Raw genomic sequence first — 15434 nt, 5'->3', positions numbered from 1 at the left:
GGCGGTTCCACCGGCGGCCCCGGCGGCACCACGAACCCCGACGGCACCACCCAAGACGGTCCCGGCGACAACCTGCCCGGCGCCTCCGGGGACGAGGACGAGGGCGGCGACCCCACCGACCCGTACGAGCCGATCGGCGACGGCGGGAAGAACGACAAGGGCGACAAGGGCGGCGACGACGAGGACAACGACTGCTCGGGCTTCTGGGGCTGCACCCTCGACTACGGCGGCCAGGTCCTCGGGGGTCTCTTCGTCGACGGCATCTGGGGCGACCTCACCGACACCTGGAACACGATCATCCACCCGATCGACAGCATCTCCGGTCTCGGCGACTACTTCGGAAGCCTCGGCGACATCTGGACCGAGGGCACCAAGAACGCCGGCGACAAGTGGGACAAGGGCGAGTACTGGGACGCGCTCACCGACTGGGGCGGGAGCGGTGTCGACGTCGTCCTGAAGCCGCTGGACGACATGTTCATCGGCGACGAGGTGCGCGACAAGTGGAACAACGGCCAGAAGACGCGGGCGGTCACCAACGTCGTCTGGAACGTCGGCTCGCTCTTCATCCCCGGCTACGGCGAGGCCAAGGCCGCGGCGAAGCTGGGCAAGCTGGGTCGCCTCGGCAAGATCGCCAGCAAGGTCACCGAGGCCGTCGACAAGGCCAAGGACGCGACGGGCAAGGCCCGCAAGGCCGCCGGCAAGGGCGACGCCAAGGGTGCGCGGGACGCCGCCGACGAGGCGCAGGATCTTGCGGACGACGCGAAGAAGAAGGTCGAGGAGGCCGGTGAGTGCAAGATCGCTCTCGGCGCGCTGCAACGCGTCCCGTACGGCGGGGGAGTCCCACGGCCGGTCGGCGGCGTCGCCGGTAACGGCACGGGCGTCATCGCCGCCCCGCCGGCGGTGATCCCGGTCGCCTTCGCCGCCGAGGGCGACGACATCTGCAAGGGCAAGGAGGCGGACGACGCCCGCGAGGCCCAGAAGGAGGCCGACGAGGCCGACAAGGTCGCGGACGGCGCGGAGCTCGGCAGCGTGGCGGACAGGGTCAAGCAGAGGATCATCGACGCCCGCGACAAGCAGAAGACGCCCAAGGAGGACCGCTTCCAGCTGAACGAGAAGGGCATCGACAACCTGGTCAAGAAGGCCAAGGACGACCCGGACTACAACAAGGGCGAGTACAGCAAGGAGGAACTGGCCTCCGCACTGAACGACCTCGACGAGATGCTCGCGAACAAGGCCATCGACAACCAGACCCGAGGCTCGCTCGCCTCCACCGTCCTCAAGGCCAACGACCGGCACCAGCTGGCCGAGGCGATGGCCGAGGTCCGCGCGGCCCAGCGGTCGGTCTCCGAGGCGGCCGACGGCACCAAGGTGTACGGCGCGGTCGGCGCCAAGAAGGGCCGCCAGTCCGTCGACATGGGCGACGGCACGAAGGTCGACGTGAGCGGCATCGACGACGTCGACGTCCTCTACAAGGGCAAGGACGGCAGCGTCCACGCCGTCGAGGTGAAGAACACCGCGAACGCGGCCACCAAGGCGACCATCCCGGCCCAGGCGAAGCGGCTCGCCGACTGGGCCAAGGAGGACGGCGCGACCCCGCCGCGCGTGGCCCGGTACGAGATCGAGCAGCAGAAGGACTGGCACAAGGTCTTCGACGGCTACCAGAAGGGCAAGGACGGCAACGCGCCTCCGGGCACCCCGGCCCAGACCTTCGCGGACAACGGGATCAACGTCCGGATCGCCGGCCAGGACTTCACTCCGCAGCAGATGAAGTCCATGAACGACGCGTGGAACTCCAAGACCGACGCCGAGAAGCGGGCGGCTCTGGATTCGGGCAAGATGAACGACCCGAAGAGCGCGATGGACTACCTGGGAGTCAAGTGACCGCCGACGACACCCCGCTGCTGCCGGAAGCGCTGCGCGCCTCGCCCTTCGGGTGGGGAGCGTGGCCCTCCGACGAGAACGACGAGCTGCTCGCGCTCGCCCGCGGCGTACTGGAAGCGGCGCTGCCGGCGGCTCCGCTCGCGGTCCCCGAGCCGCCCTTCCTCGGGCACGCCGACGACAAGTTCTACGCCGACGACGAAGAGGTGCCCGACTGGGTGCTCATCTGGCCGGTGCTGTACGACCACAGCGACGGCGTCCACGTGACCGCCGGGCAGGTGGCCGCCGCCGAGGCCGAGTGTGCCCGGCGGGGGCTGGACACCACGGACTTCCAGGAGGTCTGGGTCCGGCGGATCACCGGGTGGATCGTCGAGAAGGCCCTGGAGTGGTGCGGGCTCATGGTCGACGACCTCGACTCGCTCACCCCGTGGTTCCCGGAACTCGCCGAGCAGTACGCCCTCCGGGGCCTCGCCGCCGAGAAGGCGGTCCTGGCGCTGCGCGGCACCGTGGATCTCCCGGCGAGCCGCGCCGCGCTGACGCGGCTCGCCGCCGACACGTCGCTGCCGGACGACATCCGCGAACTCGCCGCGTACCCGCTCGACCGCTAGCGGCCCCGCCCGGAGCTCCGGTACCGGCGTTCCGGGCGGCCCGTCCCGCCGTACTTGAGCGTGACCTCCGCCCGCCCCGTCTCCGCGAAGTACTCCAGGTAGCGGCGGGCGCTCACGCGGGACAGGGAGCCGGCCTCCGCGCATTCCGTGGCGGAGAGGCCCTCCGGGTGGGCGTGGAGGATGCCCTCGACCAGGTCCGCGGTGTGGGCGGCCAGGCCCTTGGGGAGTTCGCGGGAGCCTGGCGGGCGGGCGCCGAAGATCTGGTCGACGTCCTCCTGGCGGGCCTCCTCCAGGCCGTCGAGCCTGGCCCGCAGCGAGGCCACGTGGAGCAGCTGCTCCCGCAGCGCCGCCTGGTTGAACGGCTTGATCAGATAGTGCAGCGCCCCCGCCCGCAGCGCCGAGCGGACCGTGCCCGCGTCCCGCGCCGCCGTGATGAACAGGGCGTCCATGCCGAGTCCCGCCGCCCGCAGCTCCCGCAGGACGTCGATGCCGTCCATGTCGGGCAGGAAGATGTCCAGCAGGACCAGATCCGGACGCAGCTCCCGCGCCGCGCGCACCGCGTCCGCGCCGTTGTGCGCGACCCCGACGACGGAGAAACCCTCCACGGTCGAGACATATCGGGCGTGCAGTTTCGCGACCATGAAGTCGTCGTCCACCACCAGCACCTTCGTCACGCGGCCACGCTAGGTCCCGACCACAAGGACCACAACGTCCGTTGATTGCGGAAGAGAGACAGCTTCTTAACGCGCAGGCAACATGTGGGCCACTTCACATCCCCAACCGAGAGGCGGCTCACGTGCGTCTGCGCACCCCCCTCGCCCTGTTCGGGGCCGCGCTGCTGGTGCTGGTGGGGCCGCCGTTGCTCGCCACCGGCAGCGGCTCCGACACCGGCACCCGGATCCCCGGCCTGCGCTTCATGGTCCCCAACACCCCCGGCGGCGGCTACGACATCACCGCCCGCACCGCGGCCAAGAACGCCGAGGAAGCCGGGCTGACCAGCGACATCGAGGTCTTCAACCTGCCCGGCGCCGGCGGCACCGTCGGCCTCACCCGGCTCGTCGGCGAGCACGGCAACGGCCGGCTCGCGATGTCCATGGGCCTCGGCGTCGTCGGCGCCGTGCACACCAACAAGACCCCGAAGACCCTCGCCGACACCACCCCGATCGCCCGGCTCACCATGGAGCAGGACATCGTCGTGGTGAGCAAGAACTCCCCGTACAAGACCATCCAGGAGCTCCTCGCCGCCTGGAAGAAGGACCCCGGCAAGCTGCCCGTCGGCGGCGGCTCCTCGCCCGGCGGCCCCGACCACCTCGCCCCGATGCTGATGGCCCAGGCCGCCGGCATCGCGCCGAAGAGCGTCAACTACATCCCCTTCGACGGCGGCGGCGAGCTCCTCGCCTCCATCCTCGGCAACAAGGTCGCCTTCGGCGTCTCCGGCGTCGGCGAGTACCTCGACCAGATCGAGTCCGGCGAACTCCGCCTCCTCGCCGTCACCGGCGCCCAGCGCGTCCCCGGCCTGGACGCGCCCACCCTGCGCGAGGCCGGTCTCGACACCGAGTTCATCAACTGGCGCGGCGTCGTCGCCCCGCCCGGCCTGACCGACGCAGAACGCGACAAGCTCATCGGCCTGGTCACCAAGCTGCACGACTCCCCGCAGTGGAAGGAGTCGCTGAAGAAGAACGGCTGGAACGACGCCTTCCTGCCCGGCGACACGTTCGGCGACTTCCTCACCGAACAGGACGAGCGCGTCGGCTCGGTGCTGAAGGAGCTGGGACTGTGACCACCCCCACCACCACGACCACGGACAAGCCCGCAACGACCGAGCCGTCCTCCTGGCTGCGCTCGCACTCCGAGCTCGGCGTCGGCCTCATCCTCCTGATCCTGGGCGTCCTCGTCCTCACCGACGCCCTCACCATGTCCGTCGACATCGCCGCGCGCGGACCCGTCGGACCGCGCACCGTCCCCATCGTCGTCGGCGCCGGACTGCTTGTCGTCGCCGTCCTCCTCGCGGTCGACGTGCTGCGCGGCGGCCGCGGAGAGTCCGAGGCGGGCGAGGACGTCGACCTGTCCGAGCCGAGCGACTGGCGCACCGTCCTGCTCCTCGCCGGCGTCTTCCTCGGCTTCGCCGTCCTCATCGGGCCGCTCGGCTTCCCGATCTCCGGCGCGCTGCTCTTCTGGGGCGCCGCGTACGCCCTCGGCAGCCGGCACCTCCACCGAGACCCGCTGATCGCGGCCGTGCTCGCCCTCGTCACCTATGTCGTCTTCAACAACCTGCTCGGAGTCCCGCTGCCCGGCGGCCCGCTGATGGGAGTGCTCTGACCCATGGATTCCCTGACCTCCCTGATCGACGGCTTCGGCACGGCGCTCACCCCGATGAACCTGCTGTGGGCCGCCATCGGCGTGCTGCTCGGCACCGCCATCGGCGTCCTGCCCGGCATCGGCCCCGCCATGGCCGTCGCGCTGCTGCTGCCCGTCACGTACGGACTCGAACCGACCGGCGCGTTCATCATGTTCGCCGGCATCTACTACGGGGCCATGTTCGGCGGCTCCACCACCTCGATCCTGCTCAACACCCCCGGTGAGAGCGCGGCCGTGGTCGCCGCCATCGAGGGCAACCCGATGGCCAAGGCCGGACGCGGCGCGCAGGCGCTCGCGGCCGCCGCGGTCGGGCACTTCGCCGGCGGCATGATCGGCACGATCCTGCTGGTCGTCCTCGCGCCCACGGTCGCGAAGCTCGCCGTCGACATCGGCGCCCCGGACTACCTCGCCCTCATGGTCCTCGCGTTCATCGCGGTGACCTCCGTCCTCGGCTCCTCCCGGATCCGCGGTCTGGCCTCGCTCCTCGTCGGCCTCACCCTCGGACTGGTCGGCCTCGACCAGATGACCGGTCAGCAGCGACTCACCTTCGGCTCGCTCCAGCTCGCCGACGGCGTCGACGTCGTCATCGTCGCGGTCGGCCTCTTCGCCATCGGCGAGGCCCTGTGGGTCGCCGCCCACCTGCGCCGCTCCGCCGGCGAGGCGATCCCGGTCGGCCGTCCCTGGCTGGGGAGGGCCGACGTGAAGCGCACCTGGAAGTCCTGGCTGCGCGGCCCGGTGATCGGCTTCCCGTTCGGCGCGATCCCGGCCGGCGGCGCGGAGATCCCGACCTTCCTGTCGTACGTCACCGAGAAGCGCCTGTCGCGGCACAAGGACGAGTTCGGCCGCGGCGCCATCGAGGGCGTCGCCGGGCCCGAGTCCGCCGCCTCCGCCTCCGCGGCCGGCACGCTCGTCTCGATGCTCACCCTCGGCCTGCCCACGACCGCCGTCGCCGCCGTGATGCTCGCCGCCTTCCAGCAGTACGGCATCCAGCCCGGACCGCTGCTCTTCGAACGCGAACCCGAGCTGGTGTGGGGCCTGATCGCCTCGCTGTTCGTCGGCATGGTGCTGCTGCTCGCGCTCAACCTGCCGCTCGCGCCGGTCTGGGCGAAGCTGCTGCGCATCCCGCGCCCGTACCTGTACGCCGGCATCCTGTTCTTCGCCGCGGTCGGCGCGTACGCGGTAGGCGGCGAGGCGTTCGACATCGTCGTCCTGCTGGTCATCGGCCTCATAGGGTTCGGCATGCGCCGGTACGGACTGCCCGTGCTGCCCGCCGTCATCGGCGTCATCCTCGGCCCGGCCGCCGAGCAGCAGCTGCGCCGCGCGCTGCAGATCAGCGACGGCTCGCTGACCGGCCTGGTCGACACGCCCTTCGCGGTGACCGTGTACGCGGTGATCCTGCTCCTGCTGGCCTGGCCCCTGGTGAAGAAGGTGATCAACCGCCGCCGTACCGTGGCGGGATGACCGACCGTACGCTCCCCGACGCGCCCCGGCCCGCGACGGCCGCCGACGTACCCGCCGTGAAGGCCGTGATCGACGCGGCCTTCCAGCACTACATCGAACGGATCGGCCTCGTGCCGGCCCCGATGCGGGCGGACCACGCGGCGAACGTCGCCGCGGGCCGGGTGTTCGTCTGCGGCGACCCGGTGACCGGGCTCGTCGTGGTGATCCCCGAGGTCGACCACCTCTACCTGGACACCGTCGCCGTCCACCCCGACGCCCAGGGCACCGGCCTCGGCCGCGTCCTGCTCGACTGGGTGGAGGCGCACGCCCGCGCCCTCGGCGCCCCCGAGGTCCGGCTGCTCACCAACGCGCTGATGTGGGAGAACCAGAAGCTGTACGAGCGGTACGGCTACGAGGTCGTGGAGCGGCGTGCGGAAGGACCGTACGACCGTATTCACTACCGGAAGCGCCTCAACTCGCCACCGATGGAGTGAGGTTCGGACGGAACGGGCGCGCGATCCGGTATCCCTGGCGGGCAGTGCCGCTCCGGCACCCTCCCCACCCCGAAGGGAACCTTCGATGCGCGTACGTCTCGTCCTCGGCACCGTCGCCGCTGCGCTCCTGCTCGCCGGCGCGGCGACGGCCCACGCGGCGACCGGTCACACCGCCCCGGGTACGGCCGGCGACGGTGTGACCGTCGACCAGGCCGGCGGCCTGGCCGACGACGGCACGGTGACGCTCTCCGGGACCTACCGCTGCCTCGACGACAGCGCGGGCCCGGTCTTCGTCAGCAGCACCCTGGTCCAGGACCGGCACTCGCAGGGGATCGGCGGCACCCGGGCCGTCTGCGACGGCCAGGTGCACGCCTGGTCCAACTCCTCCGTCGTCCACGACCCCGCCTACCGGCCGGGCGAGGCCCGGGTGAAGGCCACCCTGATGCAGCTCAGCTCGGAGGCGATGGGCATCCCGCTGCCCGAGTTCCGGGCCATGCGGGACGCTGACGTGATGCTGGGCTAGCGCCGCGGGTCCAGCAGGTCCAGGAGGCCGTCCCGGCCCAGGACCTCCAGCTCGTCGAGCGCGGCGACGGCGCAGGCGGCCGCCTCCGGGTCGGTGGCGGCCAGGCCGCTCGCCGCGAACTCGTCCTCGTCCAGCCGGAGCACCTCGCTGCCGTCCGCCGACACCCACAGGTCCAGGTCGAGGTCCTCGACCACGACCTGATCCGCGTCGACGGCGGCGGGCCGGGTGACGTCGCAGTACCAGCCCTTGAGCGTGCCGTCGCCGGAGCGGACCTCCTTCACCGCGTACCAGCGGTCCCGCCAGTAGTGCTCGACGAAGACGTCGCCCGGCTCGAACCGTACGAACCCGAAGTCGCGCACGCCCTCGGCGGCCCAGGGGGCGCGGACGGTGAGCCGGACGCCGTCGTCCGCGACCACGTCCGCGGGGTAACGGATCTTGGTCCGCCCCGCCTTGACCAGTGCCACCTGGACCTGGGCACCGACCTCGACCTCAGCCGACCGTGCGGACATGCCTGACCTCCGTTGCGCAGACCTCGTAACCGAACCACTTGTTGATCGCCAGCATCGGGTCGTTGCCCGTGTCGTTGCCGGTGAACGCCTCCGTGCAGCCGGCCGCGCGGGCCCGGTGCAGCGAGTCGTTCTTCGCGAGCTTCGCCAGACCCCGGCCGCGGTACGCGGGCGCGGTGCCGGTCATGCCCGAGCAGTACCGGCCCGCGCCGTCGACCTGCGCGGCGCTGAACGCGGCGGGCACGCCGTCGACCACGGCGATCGTGGTCAGCTCGGCGCTGAACAGGGGGTGGCGCCAGGTGGTCGCCAGCCAGTGCTCGTAGTCGGAGAGTTCGGCGCCCACGTCGCCCGGCTCGTCGGCGGTGGTGAGCGCGTCCAGCTCGAAGAGCGGGCGCGGGTCGGCCGCGAAGTCGGCGGCCGGGCGCAGCTCCACGCCCGCGGGCGGGGCGCAGCGCTCCGGCAGGGGCGCCGTGGCCAGGTCGAGCCGGAGGAAGTGGGCGGAGCGGCGCGAGGCGTAGCCGTGCCGCTCGGCGAAGGCCCGGTTGCCCGGCTCGTCGAGGACCCAGGTGTACAGGTCGGTCGCCCCGCGCTCCGCCAGGTGCTCCTCGGCGGCGCGCATCAGCAGCGTCCCGGCGCCGAGCCGCCGGTGCTCCGGGTCGACGTACACGTTGAGCGAACCGGCGTCGGGCGTCGGGCTCTCGTGCGCGAGGTAGGCCTGCACGGTGCCGATGATCCGGCCGTCGGCCTCGGCCACCAGGGGCCGGGCGTGGGCGTCGGGGTGGGCGTGGGCCCAGTCGAAGGCGGCCTGCTCGGCGGTGGCGAGCATGTAGGGGAGCGCGGCGCGCCGGACCCGGGCGAAGCCCTCGGCGTCCTCCGGCCGGACGTCACGGACGATCACAGTCATGGTGTCGCACACTACGTGCGGGCATGGCGGGATCGCCTCCCATTTTCCGTCGCCCCACCGGGCGGCCTGCGACAATCCGTTCCGTGACGCTGAAGATCTCCGTGGACACGGACTCGACGACCGCTCCGTACGAACAACTGCGCGCCGGCATCTCGGAACAGGCGCGCTCCGGGGCGCTGCCGGTCGGCTACAAGCTCCCGACGGTACGCGGCCTGGCCGAACAGCTGGGACTGGCCGCCAACACCGTCGCCAAGGCGTACAAGGCGCTGGAGGCGGACGGCGTCATCGAGACCCGCGGCCGCCACGGCACGTTCGTCGCCGCGGCCGGCGACGCGGCGGCCCGCCACCTCGCCGCGTCCGCCGCCGCCTTCGCCCAGGAGGCCCACCGCCTGGGAGCGACGAGAGACGAGGCCCGCGCGGCGTCGGAGGACGCGCTGAGGGCGGCGTACGGGGGCTGAGGCGGGGCTGAGACGCGGGCTGAGGCCTCCGGTACCGCCTACAGGTACAGGCCAGCCTCCGGCGTGCGGGATTCCGGGACGGAGGCGCTCGGCGTGCCGCGGCGCAGGGCGTACAGCTCCGCCAGCGTCGCGCCCTCCCGGCCGACGCCGTCCTCCCGGCCCAGCCAGCTCACCGCCTCGCCACGCGTCAGGGCGCCCACCTCGATGCGGGCCAGGCAGCGGCCGGGGCGGACGACGGCCGGGTGGAGGCGTTCCAGGTCCTCGTTGGTGGTGACGCCGACGAGGACGTTGCGTCCCTGGCCGAGCAGGCCGTCCGTCAGGTTGAGCAGGCGGGACAGGGCCTGGCCCGCCGTGTGCTTGGCCTCGCCGCGGATCAGCTCGTCGCAGTCCTCCAGGAGGAGCAGCCGCCAGCGACCCTTCGCCGTGCCCTCGTCCTCGCCGATCGCGATGTCCATCAGATAGCCGACGTCGTTGAACAGCCGCTCCGGGTCGAGCACGCAGTCCACCTGGCACCAGTCCCGCCAGGACCGGGCCAGGGTCCGCAGCGCGGACGTCTTGCCGGTGCCCGGCGGGCCGTGGAGCAGCAGCAGGCGGCCCGCGATGTCCTCGGGCGTGACCTTCATCAGCCGGTCCATCGCCTCGGCCACCGGGGCCGTGTAGTTGGGCCGGACCTCGTCCCACGTGCCGGCGGTGATCTGCCGGGTGGTGCGGTGCGGGCCGCGCCGGGGCGACACGTACCAGAACCCCATCGTCACGTTCTCCGGCTGCGGCTCGGGCTCGTCCTTCGCGCCGTCCGTCGCCTCCTTGAGGATCCGCTCGGCGAGCTCCGGCTCGGTCGCCGTGACGGTGACGTCGGCGCCGCGGTTCCACCGCGAGACCAGCAGCGTCCAGCCCTCCCCCTCGGCGAGCAGGGCGCTGCGGTCGTCGTCCTTCGCGGCGCGCAGCACCCGCGCCCCGGCGGGCAGCAGCGTCGCCGCGGGCTTGACCCGGTCCAGTGTGGTGCTGTGCGCGTGCGGCTGCTCGCCGGTGGCGAAGCGGCCGAGGAAGAGCGCGTCGACGACGTCGGACGGCGAGTCGCTGTCGTCGACGGTGAGCCGGATCGGCAGCACGCGGTGCGGGTCCGCTGGGGTGTCGGGCATGGCGCCCATGATCCGGCGCCCGGGCAGTCCGTGCACGGTGTTTTGACCTGGATGATCCGGGTGGCCCGCGCCGGCCGTCGCGTTCGGCGGAACCGCGACGGACGGCGCGGTGTCAGGGACGCCGGACACCGTTGAGGGCCGCGCGGGTGCGGCGCACCACGGCGTACCCCTTGGTCAGGGCCCGGTCGGCCGCGAACGTCCGCCCCAGCGCGCGGAGTTCGACCAGCCGCTCGAACTCCTCGATACGGGTGGACCGGCGCACGGTCAGCCGCTCCAGGGCGTACGGGCCCTGGCGGCGGCGGGCCGCGGTGTTGCCGACGGCGAGGGCCTGGGCGAAGCCCGCGCCCCGGACCGTGTCCCGCACGCGGCGGCTGGAGTAGCCGTACGGGTAGGCGAACGAGACGGGCGCCGCGCCCAGTTCCTCGGCGACGATCTCCTTGCAGCGCACGGTCTCGGACCACACGCGGTGGTCGTCGAGCTGGTCGAGCTGGGGATGGGTGTGGGCGTGCCCGCCGATCTCCGTTCCGGCGGCGGCGAGTTCGCGCACCTGGCCCCAGTCGAGCATGGTGTCCAGCGCGCCGCCCTCGTCGTACGGGCCGCGCAGCCACCCGGTGGTGACGAACACGGTCGCCGCGAACCCGTACTTGGCGAGCACGGGCAGCGCGTACCGGTGGACCCCCTCGTACCCGTCGTCGAAGGTGATCAGCACCGGCCGCGGCGGCAGCCCCCGCCCCTCCCGCCAGGCCGCGCCGAGCCCGGCCGTGGTCAGCGGCGTGAACCCCCGCCCGGCGAGCACCTCCATCTGCTCGCCGAACGCCTCGGGCGAGACGGACAGCCGACGGGTCGCGGGGGAGGGGCTGGGCCCGACCGCGTGGTACATGAGAATCGGCACGGCCCGGCTCATGCGGCCGCCTCCGATGCGGCGAGGCCGCCCGGCGCCGCCTCCGCCGTCCCGTCCGCTGCCCCTTCCGCCGTCTCCTGCGCCCCCGCCCTCCGCTCGATCGGGCCCGAGGCGAACGTCGTGCCCGTGCGGCGGGTGCGGAGGGTGGCCCATGCGTAGCCGGCCGCGGCTGACGTGACGCCGGCGACGATCGCCGCCGCGCGGCCCGCGCCGCCCGGGCGGGCGAGCAGCGCGTCGCGCAGGCCCCGCAGGACGCCCGCCGGCAGGACCCGGGTGGTGTACCGGCGTTCGGCCTCCAGGCCCTTGGTCGCGCCGACGCTCCGGGCGACCAGTGCCTTGGAGAGGCCCTCCGCGTACGCCCGGGTGCGGAAGTAGCCGAAGCGCTCCCGGGCGACCGGGACCTGGTGGTGGATGACCGCGCGGTCGTCGATCAGCAGGACCGCCTCCGGCACGGCCGTGGCGAGCCGGATGCACAGTTCCGTCTCCTCGCAGCCGAGCGGCCGCCGGTCGCCGTCCCGCCCGATGCCCGTGGCGAAGCCGCCCGCCGCGTCGAAGGCGGTGCGCCGGAAGGACGCGTTGCCGCCGAGCACGTTGCGCACCCGGACGCGCCCGGGCGGCAGCCCGCGGTACGTGCAGCCGACGACCCAGTCGAACTCCTCCGGGAACCACGCCGGTCGCCGGCCCGACGCCCAGGCGGGCAGCGTCCGGCCGCCGACCGCCATGACCCGCGGGTCGTCGTACCCCGCGGCGAACCACCGCAGCCAGTCCCGCTCCGCCACCGCGTCGTCGTCGAGGAAGGCCACGAACTCCCCGCGCGCGACGGCGATTCCGGTGTTGCGGCCGGAGGACAGGCCGCGGGGGCCCGCGTTCGCGAGCACCCGCACCTCCCGCCGGGCGACCTCGTCCCGGTAGGTCTGCGCGAGCCGGGCCCGCAGCGGCTCGTTGTGGTCGACCACGAGCAGCGTCTCCAGGGCCGGCAGGGACTGCGCCCGCACCGAGTCGACCGCGGCGAGGATGTCCCCCCAGCGGTCCTCGGTGTAGACGCAGATCACCACGGAGAACTCGCGGCAGCGGTCGCCGTCGCTCAAGACACCTCTCCTCGCGGGACGTTGACCGAGAACGAGGCCGCTCGCCGCCGCGCCCCGCGCCGTACGCCCTTCTCCGTGAGGATCACCCGAAGCACCCGCAGCCCGTCCCGGACCGCGTTGAGGTTGCTGACCCCGTGGATGCGCAGGTACTCGTGGCTGGGGACCTCCTGGACTCTCAGGCCGGCCTTGACCACCCGGATGTTGATCAGGGTCTCGATCTCGAAGCCGGTGCAGTCCAGGGTGACCTTGTCGAGGCAGTGCCGCCAGAAGGCGTTGTAGCCGTAGCAGAGGTCGGTGTAGCGGGCCCCGAACTTGCGGTTGACCAGGGCGCACAGCGCCCAGTTGCCGAGCCGCCGGATCGTCGTCATGTCGTCCGTGCCGCCGCCGTTGGCGAAGCGCGAGCCCTTGGCGAAGTCGGCGCCGCCGACCAGCGCGGAGACGTAGCTGACGATCTCCTGACCGTCCGCCGACCCGTCCGCGTCGACCATCACGATGATGTCGCCGGTGCAGGCGGCGAAGCCGCTGATGAGGGCGTCGCCCTTGCCCTTGCCTACCTGCTTGACGACCTTGACGTCGGGCCGCAGTTCGCGGGCGACCCGCACGGTGTCGTCGGTGGAGTTCCCGTCGACCAGGACGACTTCGTGGATCCAGTCCGGAAGCGTCTTGAAGACGTAGGGAAGATTTTCCGCTTCGTTCATCGCCGGGATGACGACGCTCACCGGCGGAGTGATGGCCAGATGCGAGGTGATGGCGCGGTACTCGGCGGATATTTCCCGTCCGGAAGTGGCCGGTCGCAGGAATGAACTCATGATCGGTGTTTCCCTCTCGTCCGGTGGACCGCCCGCCCCCGGGCGGTCCGGTTGTCTGTCCGGTTCGAAAGGGGGGTTCACACCCGTGAACCGCACGGCATCGATCTCCGTACGGCATGGGTGAGCTGGTGTTACTGCATGCGCGGCCCGATGCTCGACAGCTCTGTGGCCCCCGAGGTCGGTACCCCCCAACCGCGCCCCGCGCCCGGTCCTCCGTAAAGCCGTGGCCCTCCCCTGAGCCGCTGTGCGAAGTGACCGATGCGGGTGAGATGTACGACGGTATTGATGAATGCGACTGTATGGCAAGCCCTGGCTCTCGACTCACTATTTCGCCGATTTGGTCGGAGTTTTCCAATCCGTTTTAAAGGTGGGGCGTGAGCGTTCAGCGGGAACTCCTGTGAATTCCCGTGCGAATTGATTTCGAATGAGTTCGAGTGATGCGCCGTGAACCACTTCTGCCTCATCGGGCAACAGAGGGCGTGGGGCGCGAGCCCCGCGCATCCGAACGCCCGTGAGCAGGAGGACAGTTGCAGAGATACGAGATGCGCCGAATCGCGGCCGCGGCCGCGTGCGCCGCCGTAGTGCTCTCCGTGGGGCTGACCGCCCCCACCCACGCCGTCACCGTCCCGCACCAGCGGGGCGCCGCCGAGCAGACGGTCACCCTCATCACCGGTGGCCGCGTCAGCGTCGGCGCCAAGGGGCAGTTGGGGAGCATCGAGCGCGCCCCGGGGCGCGAGCGGATACCGGTACGCATCCAGTCCGTCGACGGGCACACCTTCGCGGTGCCGGTCGACGCGCAGCGGCTCATCGCCGACGGGAACGTGTCGACGGTGGCGATCCGCGACGCGTACTTCGGAAAGTAGGCGTATGCGGCCCGCCGGAGCCTTCGGGGCTCCGGCGGGCCGTCGGCGAATGGCCGAATCCGGCCCCTCCGAGAGGCCCTGACGGTGCGTCGGACCGCCGTCCGCCGAATGGTCTTGGCATGGACACTTCCAGAGGTCTACGCGCGCTGCTACCACGGAGTAGGCAGAGATCCTGCTAAAGGGAGGTTCCATGAAACTGTCCCGATTCGCGGCATTCTCCTCGTCGTTGCTCCTCGGCGCCGTCCTCGCCCTCACCGGGGCGGGGGCGGCGCAGGCAGCCGAGAGCGCCGCACTCGACTACGTGGCCCTGGGCGACTCGTACTCCTCCGGTGTGGGCGCCGGAAGCTACGACAGCGCCAGCGGCTCCTGCAAGCGGTCCACGAAGGCCTATCCGGTCCTCTGGGCGGCCGCGAACTCACCCTCCTCGTTCAACTTCACCGCTTGCTCGGGCGCTCGTACGGGTGATGTCACGGCCAATCAGCTCGGCCCCCTGTCCGCCGCCACCGACCTGGTCTCCATCTCCATCGGAGGCAATGACGCCGGCTTCGCGGACGTCATGACCACCTGCGTCCTCCAGTCCGAGGCCACCTGCATCAACCGAGTGAATCAAGCCAAGAGCTACGTCGACACCACCCTGCCCGGCAAGCTGGACGCGGTGTACTCGGCGATCAGATCCAAGGCGTCGGCCGCCCACGTCGTCGTCCTGGGCTACCCCCGCTTCTACAAGATCGGCGGCAGCTGCGTCGCCGGGCTGTCGGAGAACGAGCGCCGGGCGATCAACGACGGCTCCGACTACCTGAACGCCGCCACCGCGAAGCGCGCCGCCGACCACGGCTTCACCTTCGCCAGCGTGGTCCCGGCCTTCACCGGGCACGAGATCTGCTCCGGCTCGGCCTGGCTGCACAGCGTCAACTGGCTGAACATCGGCGAGTCCTACCACCCCACCGCGTCCGGCCAGTCCGGCGGCTATCTGCCCACCTTCAGGAACGCGGCGTGAGCGAGCCCGTCGGGTAGCCGGCCCCGTCCGTCGGGGTCGCCTCCTCGCAGGTCACCGAGAACGCCACCCAGTTCGAGCTCACCTCGGCCGGGCTCCGGACCTCCACCCGGACCCGGTCGTGGTGCGTCTCGCCCGCCTTGTACGTCAGCTCCGTGTGCTCTGCCTGCCGCTGCTTGTCCCCATCGGCCGGGAAATGCAGCGTCTTCCAGCCGGTCGCCGAACTCTCCCCGCTCTCCGTGGCCCAGCGGTACTCGACGGTCGCCGGTACGCGCCCCACGCTGATCGTCGCCGCGAACGCCGGGGCCTCGGCCTCCGGCGCCGGACAACTCCCCTTGTAACTCCCGCGCACCGCCTTCACCCACACGTTCACCGTCTGCTTCGGCGGGGCGCTCGTGGTGGGCCCGGTCGTCGGCGGGGTGCTCGTCGGCGCGGTCGTGGTCGGCGGCGGTGTGCTCGGCGGCGGGGTCG

16 protein-coding genes and 2 pseudogenes are annotated in these 15434 nt (G+C 72.0%); 10 read left to right on the top strand and 8 right to left on the bottom strand.

Annotated elements, in window-relative coordinates; genetic code table 11:
- Together VIU94_RS21225 and VIU94_RS21220 are read left to right on the top strand one after the other, a co-directional pair.
- Positions 1-1881 (top strand): annotated as a pseudogene (locus tag VIU94_RS21225) (hypothetical protein); the annotation flags it as partial.
- Positions 1878-2486 carry a hypothetical protein gene (locus VIU94_RS21220; protein WP_331913420.1) on the top strand — a complete coding sequence of 203 codons (609 nt, stop codon included), beginning with the start codon at positions 1878-1880 and terminating at the stop codon, positions 2484-2486. The pseudogene VIU94_RS21225 and the gene VIU94_RS21220, both read left to right, overlap by 4 nt.
- Here VIU94_RS21220 and VIU94_RS21215 read toward each other — a convergent pair.
- Positions 2483-3160: a response regulator gene (locus VIU94_RS21215; RefSeq protein ID WP_331913419.1), complete on the bottom strand. Its 678-nt coding sequence runs from the start codon at positions 3158-3160 to the stop codon at positions 2483-2485. The two genes, VIU94_RS21220 and VIU94_RS21215, sit on opposite strands and share 4 nt — an antisense overlap.
- Positions 3161-3282: 122 nt before the next feature.
- Between VIU94_RS21215 and VIU94_RS21210 the strand changes: the two genes are divergently transcribed.
- From VIU94_RS21210 to VIU94_RS21190, 5 genes are all read left to right on the top strand, one after another.
- Entirely contained in the window at positions 3283-4266 is a 984-nt protein-coding gene (locus tag VIU94_RS21210; RefSeq protein ID WP_331913418.1) for a Bug family tripartite tricarboxylate transporter substrate binding protein, read from the top strand.
- Positions 4263-4805: a tripartite tricarboxylate transporter TctB family protein gene (locus VIU94_RS21205; protein ID WP_331913417.1), complete on the top strand. Its 543-nt coding sequence runs from the start codon at positions 4263-4265 to the stop codon at positions 4803-4805. The genes VIU94_RS21210 and VIU94_RS21205 overlap by 4 nt, the downstream gene beginning before the upstream one ends.
- Before the next feature lie 3 nt (positions 4806-4808).
- The gene (locus VIU94_RS21200) at positions 4809-6305 is read left to right on the top strand and encodes a tripartite tricarboxylate transporter permease (protein ID WP_331913416.1); all 1497 of its coding nucleotides are present in this window, start codon (positions 4809-4811) and stop codon (positions 6303-6305) included.
- Positions 6302-6778 (top strand): GNAT family N-acetyltransferase, encoded by a 477-nt coding sequence (locus VIU94_RS21195; protein WP_331913415.1) that lies wholly within the window; start codon positions 6302-6304, stop codon positions 6776-6778. Before VIU94_RS21200 ends, VIU94_RS21195 begins: the two co-directional genes overlap by 4 nt.
- Positions 6779-6863: 85 nt before the next feature.
- Positions 6864-7301 carry a DUF6299 family protein gene (locus tag VIU94_RS21190; RefSeq protein WP_331913414.1) on the top strand — a complete coding sequence of 146 codons (438 nt, stop codon included), beginning with the start codon at positions 6864-6866 and terminating at the stop codon, positions 7299-7301.
- Here VIU94_RS21190 and VIU94_RS21185 read toward each other — a convergent pair.
- Both VIU94_RS21185 and VIU94_RS21180 read right to left on the bottom strand, forming a co-directional pair.
- Complete coding sequence (locus VIU94_RS21185; RefSeq protein ID WP_331913413.1) at positions 7298-7810, bottom strand: ribonuclease FAU-1 family protein; 513 nt, start codon at positions 7808-7810, stop codon at positions 7298-7300. The two genes, VIU94_RS21190 and VIU94_RS21185, sit on opposite strands and share 4 nt — an antisense overlap.
- Positions 7791-8711 carry a GNAT family N-acetyltransferase gene (locus VIU94_RS21180; RefSeq protein WP_331913412.1) on the bottom strand — a complete coding sequence of 307 codons (921 nt, stop codon included), beginning with the start codon at positions 8709-8711 and terminating at the stop codon, positions 7791-7793. The genes VIU94_RS21185 and VIU94_RS21180 overlap by 20 nt, the downstream gene beginning before the upstream one ends.
- An 83-nt stretch (positions 8712-8794) precedes the next feature.
- Here VIU94_RS21180 and VIU94_RS21175 point away from each other — a divergent pair, with 83 nt between their 5' ends.
- Positions 8795-9169 carry a GntR family transcriptional regulator gene (locus VIU94_RS21175; protein ID WP_331913411.1) on the top strand — a complete coding sequence of 125 codons (375 nt, stop codon included), beginning with the start codon at positions 8795-8797 and terminating at the stop codon, positions 9167-9169.
- A 38-nt stretch (positions 9170-9207) separates the two neighbouring features.
- Here the strand turns inward: VIU94_RS21175 and VIU94_RS21170 are convergent, their stop codons facing one another.
- The 4 genes from VIU94_RS21170 to VIU94_RS21155 all read right to left on the bottom strand — a co-directional run bounded on the left by VIU94_RS21170 (position 9208) and on the right by VIU94_RS21155 (position 13106).
- A complete protein-coding gene (locus VIU94_RS21170; protein ID WP_331913421.1) occupies positions 9208-10317 on the bottom strand; it encodes a DUF5925 domain-containing protein in 1110 nt (369 codons plus the stop codon).
- A gap of 103 nt (positions 10318-10420) precedes the next feature.
- Positions 10421-11212, bottom strand: a complete 792-nt coding sequence (locus VIU94_RS21165; protein WP_331913410.1) for a polysaccharide deacetylase family protein — start codon at positions 11210-11212, stop codon at positions 10421-10423.
- Positions 11209-12297: a glycosyltransferase family 2 protein gene (locus VIU94_RS21160; RefSeq protein WP_331913409.1), complete on the bottom strand. Its 1089-nt coding sequence runs from the start codon at positions 12295-12297 to the stop codon at positions 11209-11211. Before VIU94_RS21160 ends, VIU94_RS21165 begins: the two co-directional genes overlap by 4 nt.
- On the bottom strand, positions 12294-13106 hold the full coding sequence (locus tag VIU94_RS21155) for a glycosyltransferase family 2 protein (RefSeq protein WP_331913408.1): 813 nt from the start codon (positions 13104-13106) through the stop codon (positions 12294-12296). The genes VIU94_RS21160 and VIU94_RS21155 overlap by 4 nt, the downstream gene beginning before the upstream one ends.
- Positions 13107-13633: 527 nt before the next feature.
- Between VIU94_RS21155 and VIU94_RS21150 the strand changes: the two genes are divergently transcribed.
- Entirely contained in the window at positions 13634-13969 is a 336-nt protein-coding gene (locus VIU94_RS21150) for a KOW domain-containing RNA-binding protein (protein ID WP_331913407.1), read from the top strand.
- A 190-nt stretch (positions 13970-14159) separates the two neighbouring features.
- Positions 14160-14966 (top strand): SGNH/GDSL hydrolase family protein, encoded by an 807-nt coding sequence (locus VIU94_RS21145; RefSeq protein WP_331913406.1) that lies wholly within the window; start codon positions 14160-14162, stop codon positions 14964-14966.
- Here the strand turns inward: VIU94_RS21145 and VIU94_RS21140 are convergent.
- Positions 14950-15434: pseudogene (locus VIU94_RS21140) on the bottom strand (serine/threonine protein kinase); the annotation flags it as partial. The gene VIU94_RS21145 and the pseudogene VIU94_RS21140 overlap by 17 nt on opposite strands.

Source organism: Streptomyces sp. (assembly GCF_036566765.1).
In the GTDB taxonomy this organism is placed as follows: Bacteria; Actinomycetota; Actinomycetes; order Streptomycetales; family Streptomycetaceae; genus Streptomyces.
This window is presented reverse-complemented; position numbering and strand designations above follow the sequence as displayed.

Excerpts from the sequence above, each read along its gene's own strand:
- VIU94_RS21190 (WP_331913414.1), top strand. The coding sequence starts at position 6,864 with ATGCGCGTACGTCTCGTCCTCGGCACCGTCGCCGCTGCGCTCCTGCTC.
- VIU94_RS21170 (WP_331913421.1), bottom strand. The coding sequence starts at position 10,317 with ATGGGCGCCATGCCCGACACCCCAGCGGACCCGCACCGCGTGCTGCCG.
- VIU94_RS21155 (WP_331913408.1), bottom strand. The coding sequence starts at position 13,106 with ATGAGTTCATTCCTGCGACCGGCCACTTCCGGACGGGAAATATCCGCC.
- VIU94_RS21180 (WP_331913412.1), bottom strand. The coding sequence starts at position 8,711 with ATGACTGTGATCGTCCGTGACGTCCGGCCGGAGGACGCCGAGGGCTTC.
- VIU94_RS21165 (WP_331913410.1), bottom strand. The coding sequence starts at position 11,212 with ATGAGCCGGGCCGTGCCGATTCTCATGTACCACGCGGTCGGGCCCAGC.
- VIU94_RS21185 (WP_331913413.1), bottom strand. The coding sequence starts at position 7,810 with ATGTCCGCACGGTCGGCTGAGGTCGAGGTCGGTGCCCAGGTCCAGGTG.
- VIU94_RS21200 (WP_331913416.1), top strand. The coding sequence starts at position 4,809 with ATGGATTCCCTGACCTCCCTGATCGACGGCTTCGGCACGGCGCTCACC.
- VIU94_RS21145 (WP_331913406.1), top strand. The coding sequence starts at position 14,160 with ATGAAACTGTCCCGATTCGCGGCATTCTCCTCGTCGTTGCTCCTCGGC.
- VIU94_RS21195 (WP_331913415.1), top strand. The coding sequence starts at position 6,302 with ATGACCGACCGTACGCTCCCCGACGCGCCCCGGCCCGCGACGGCCGCC.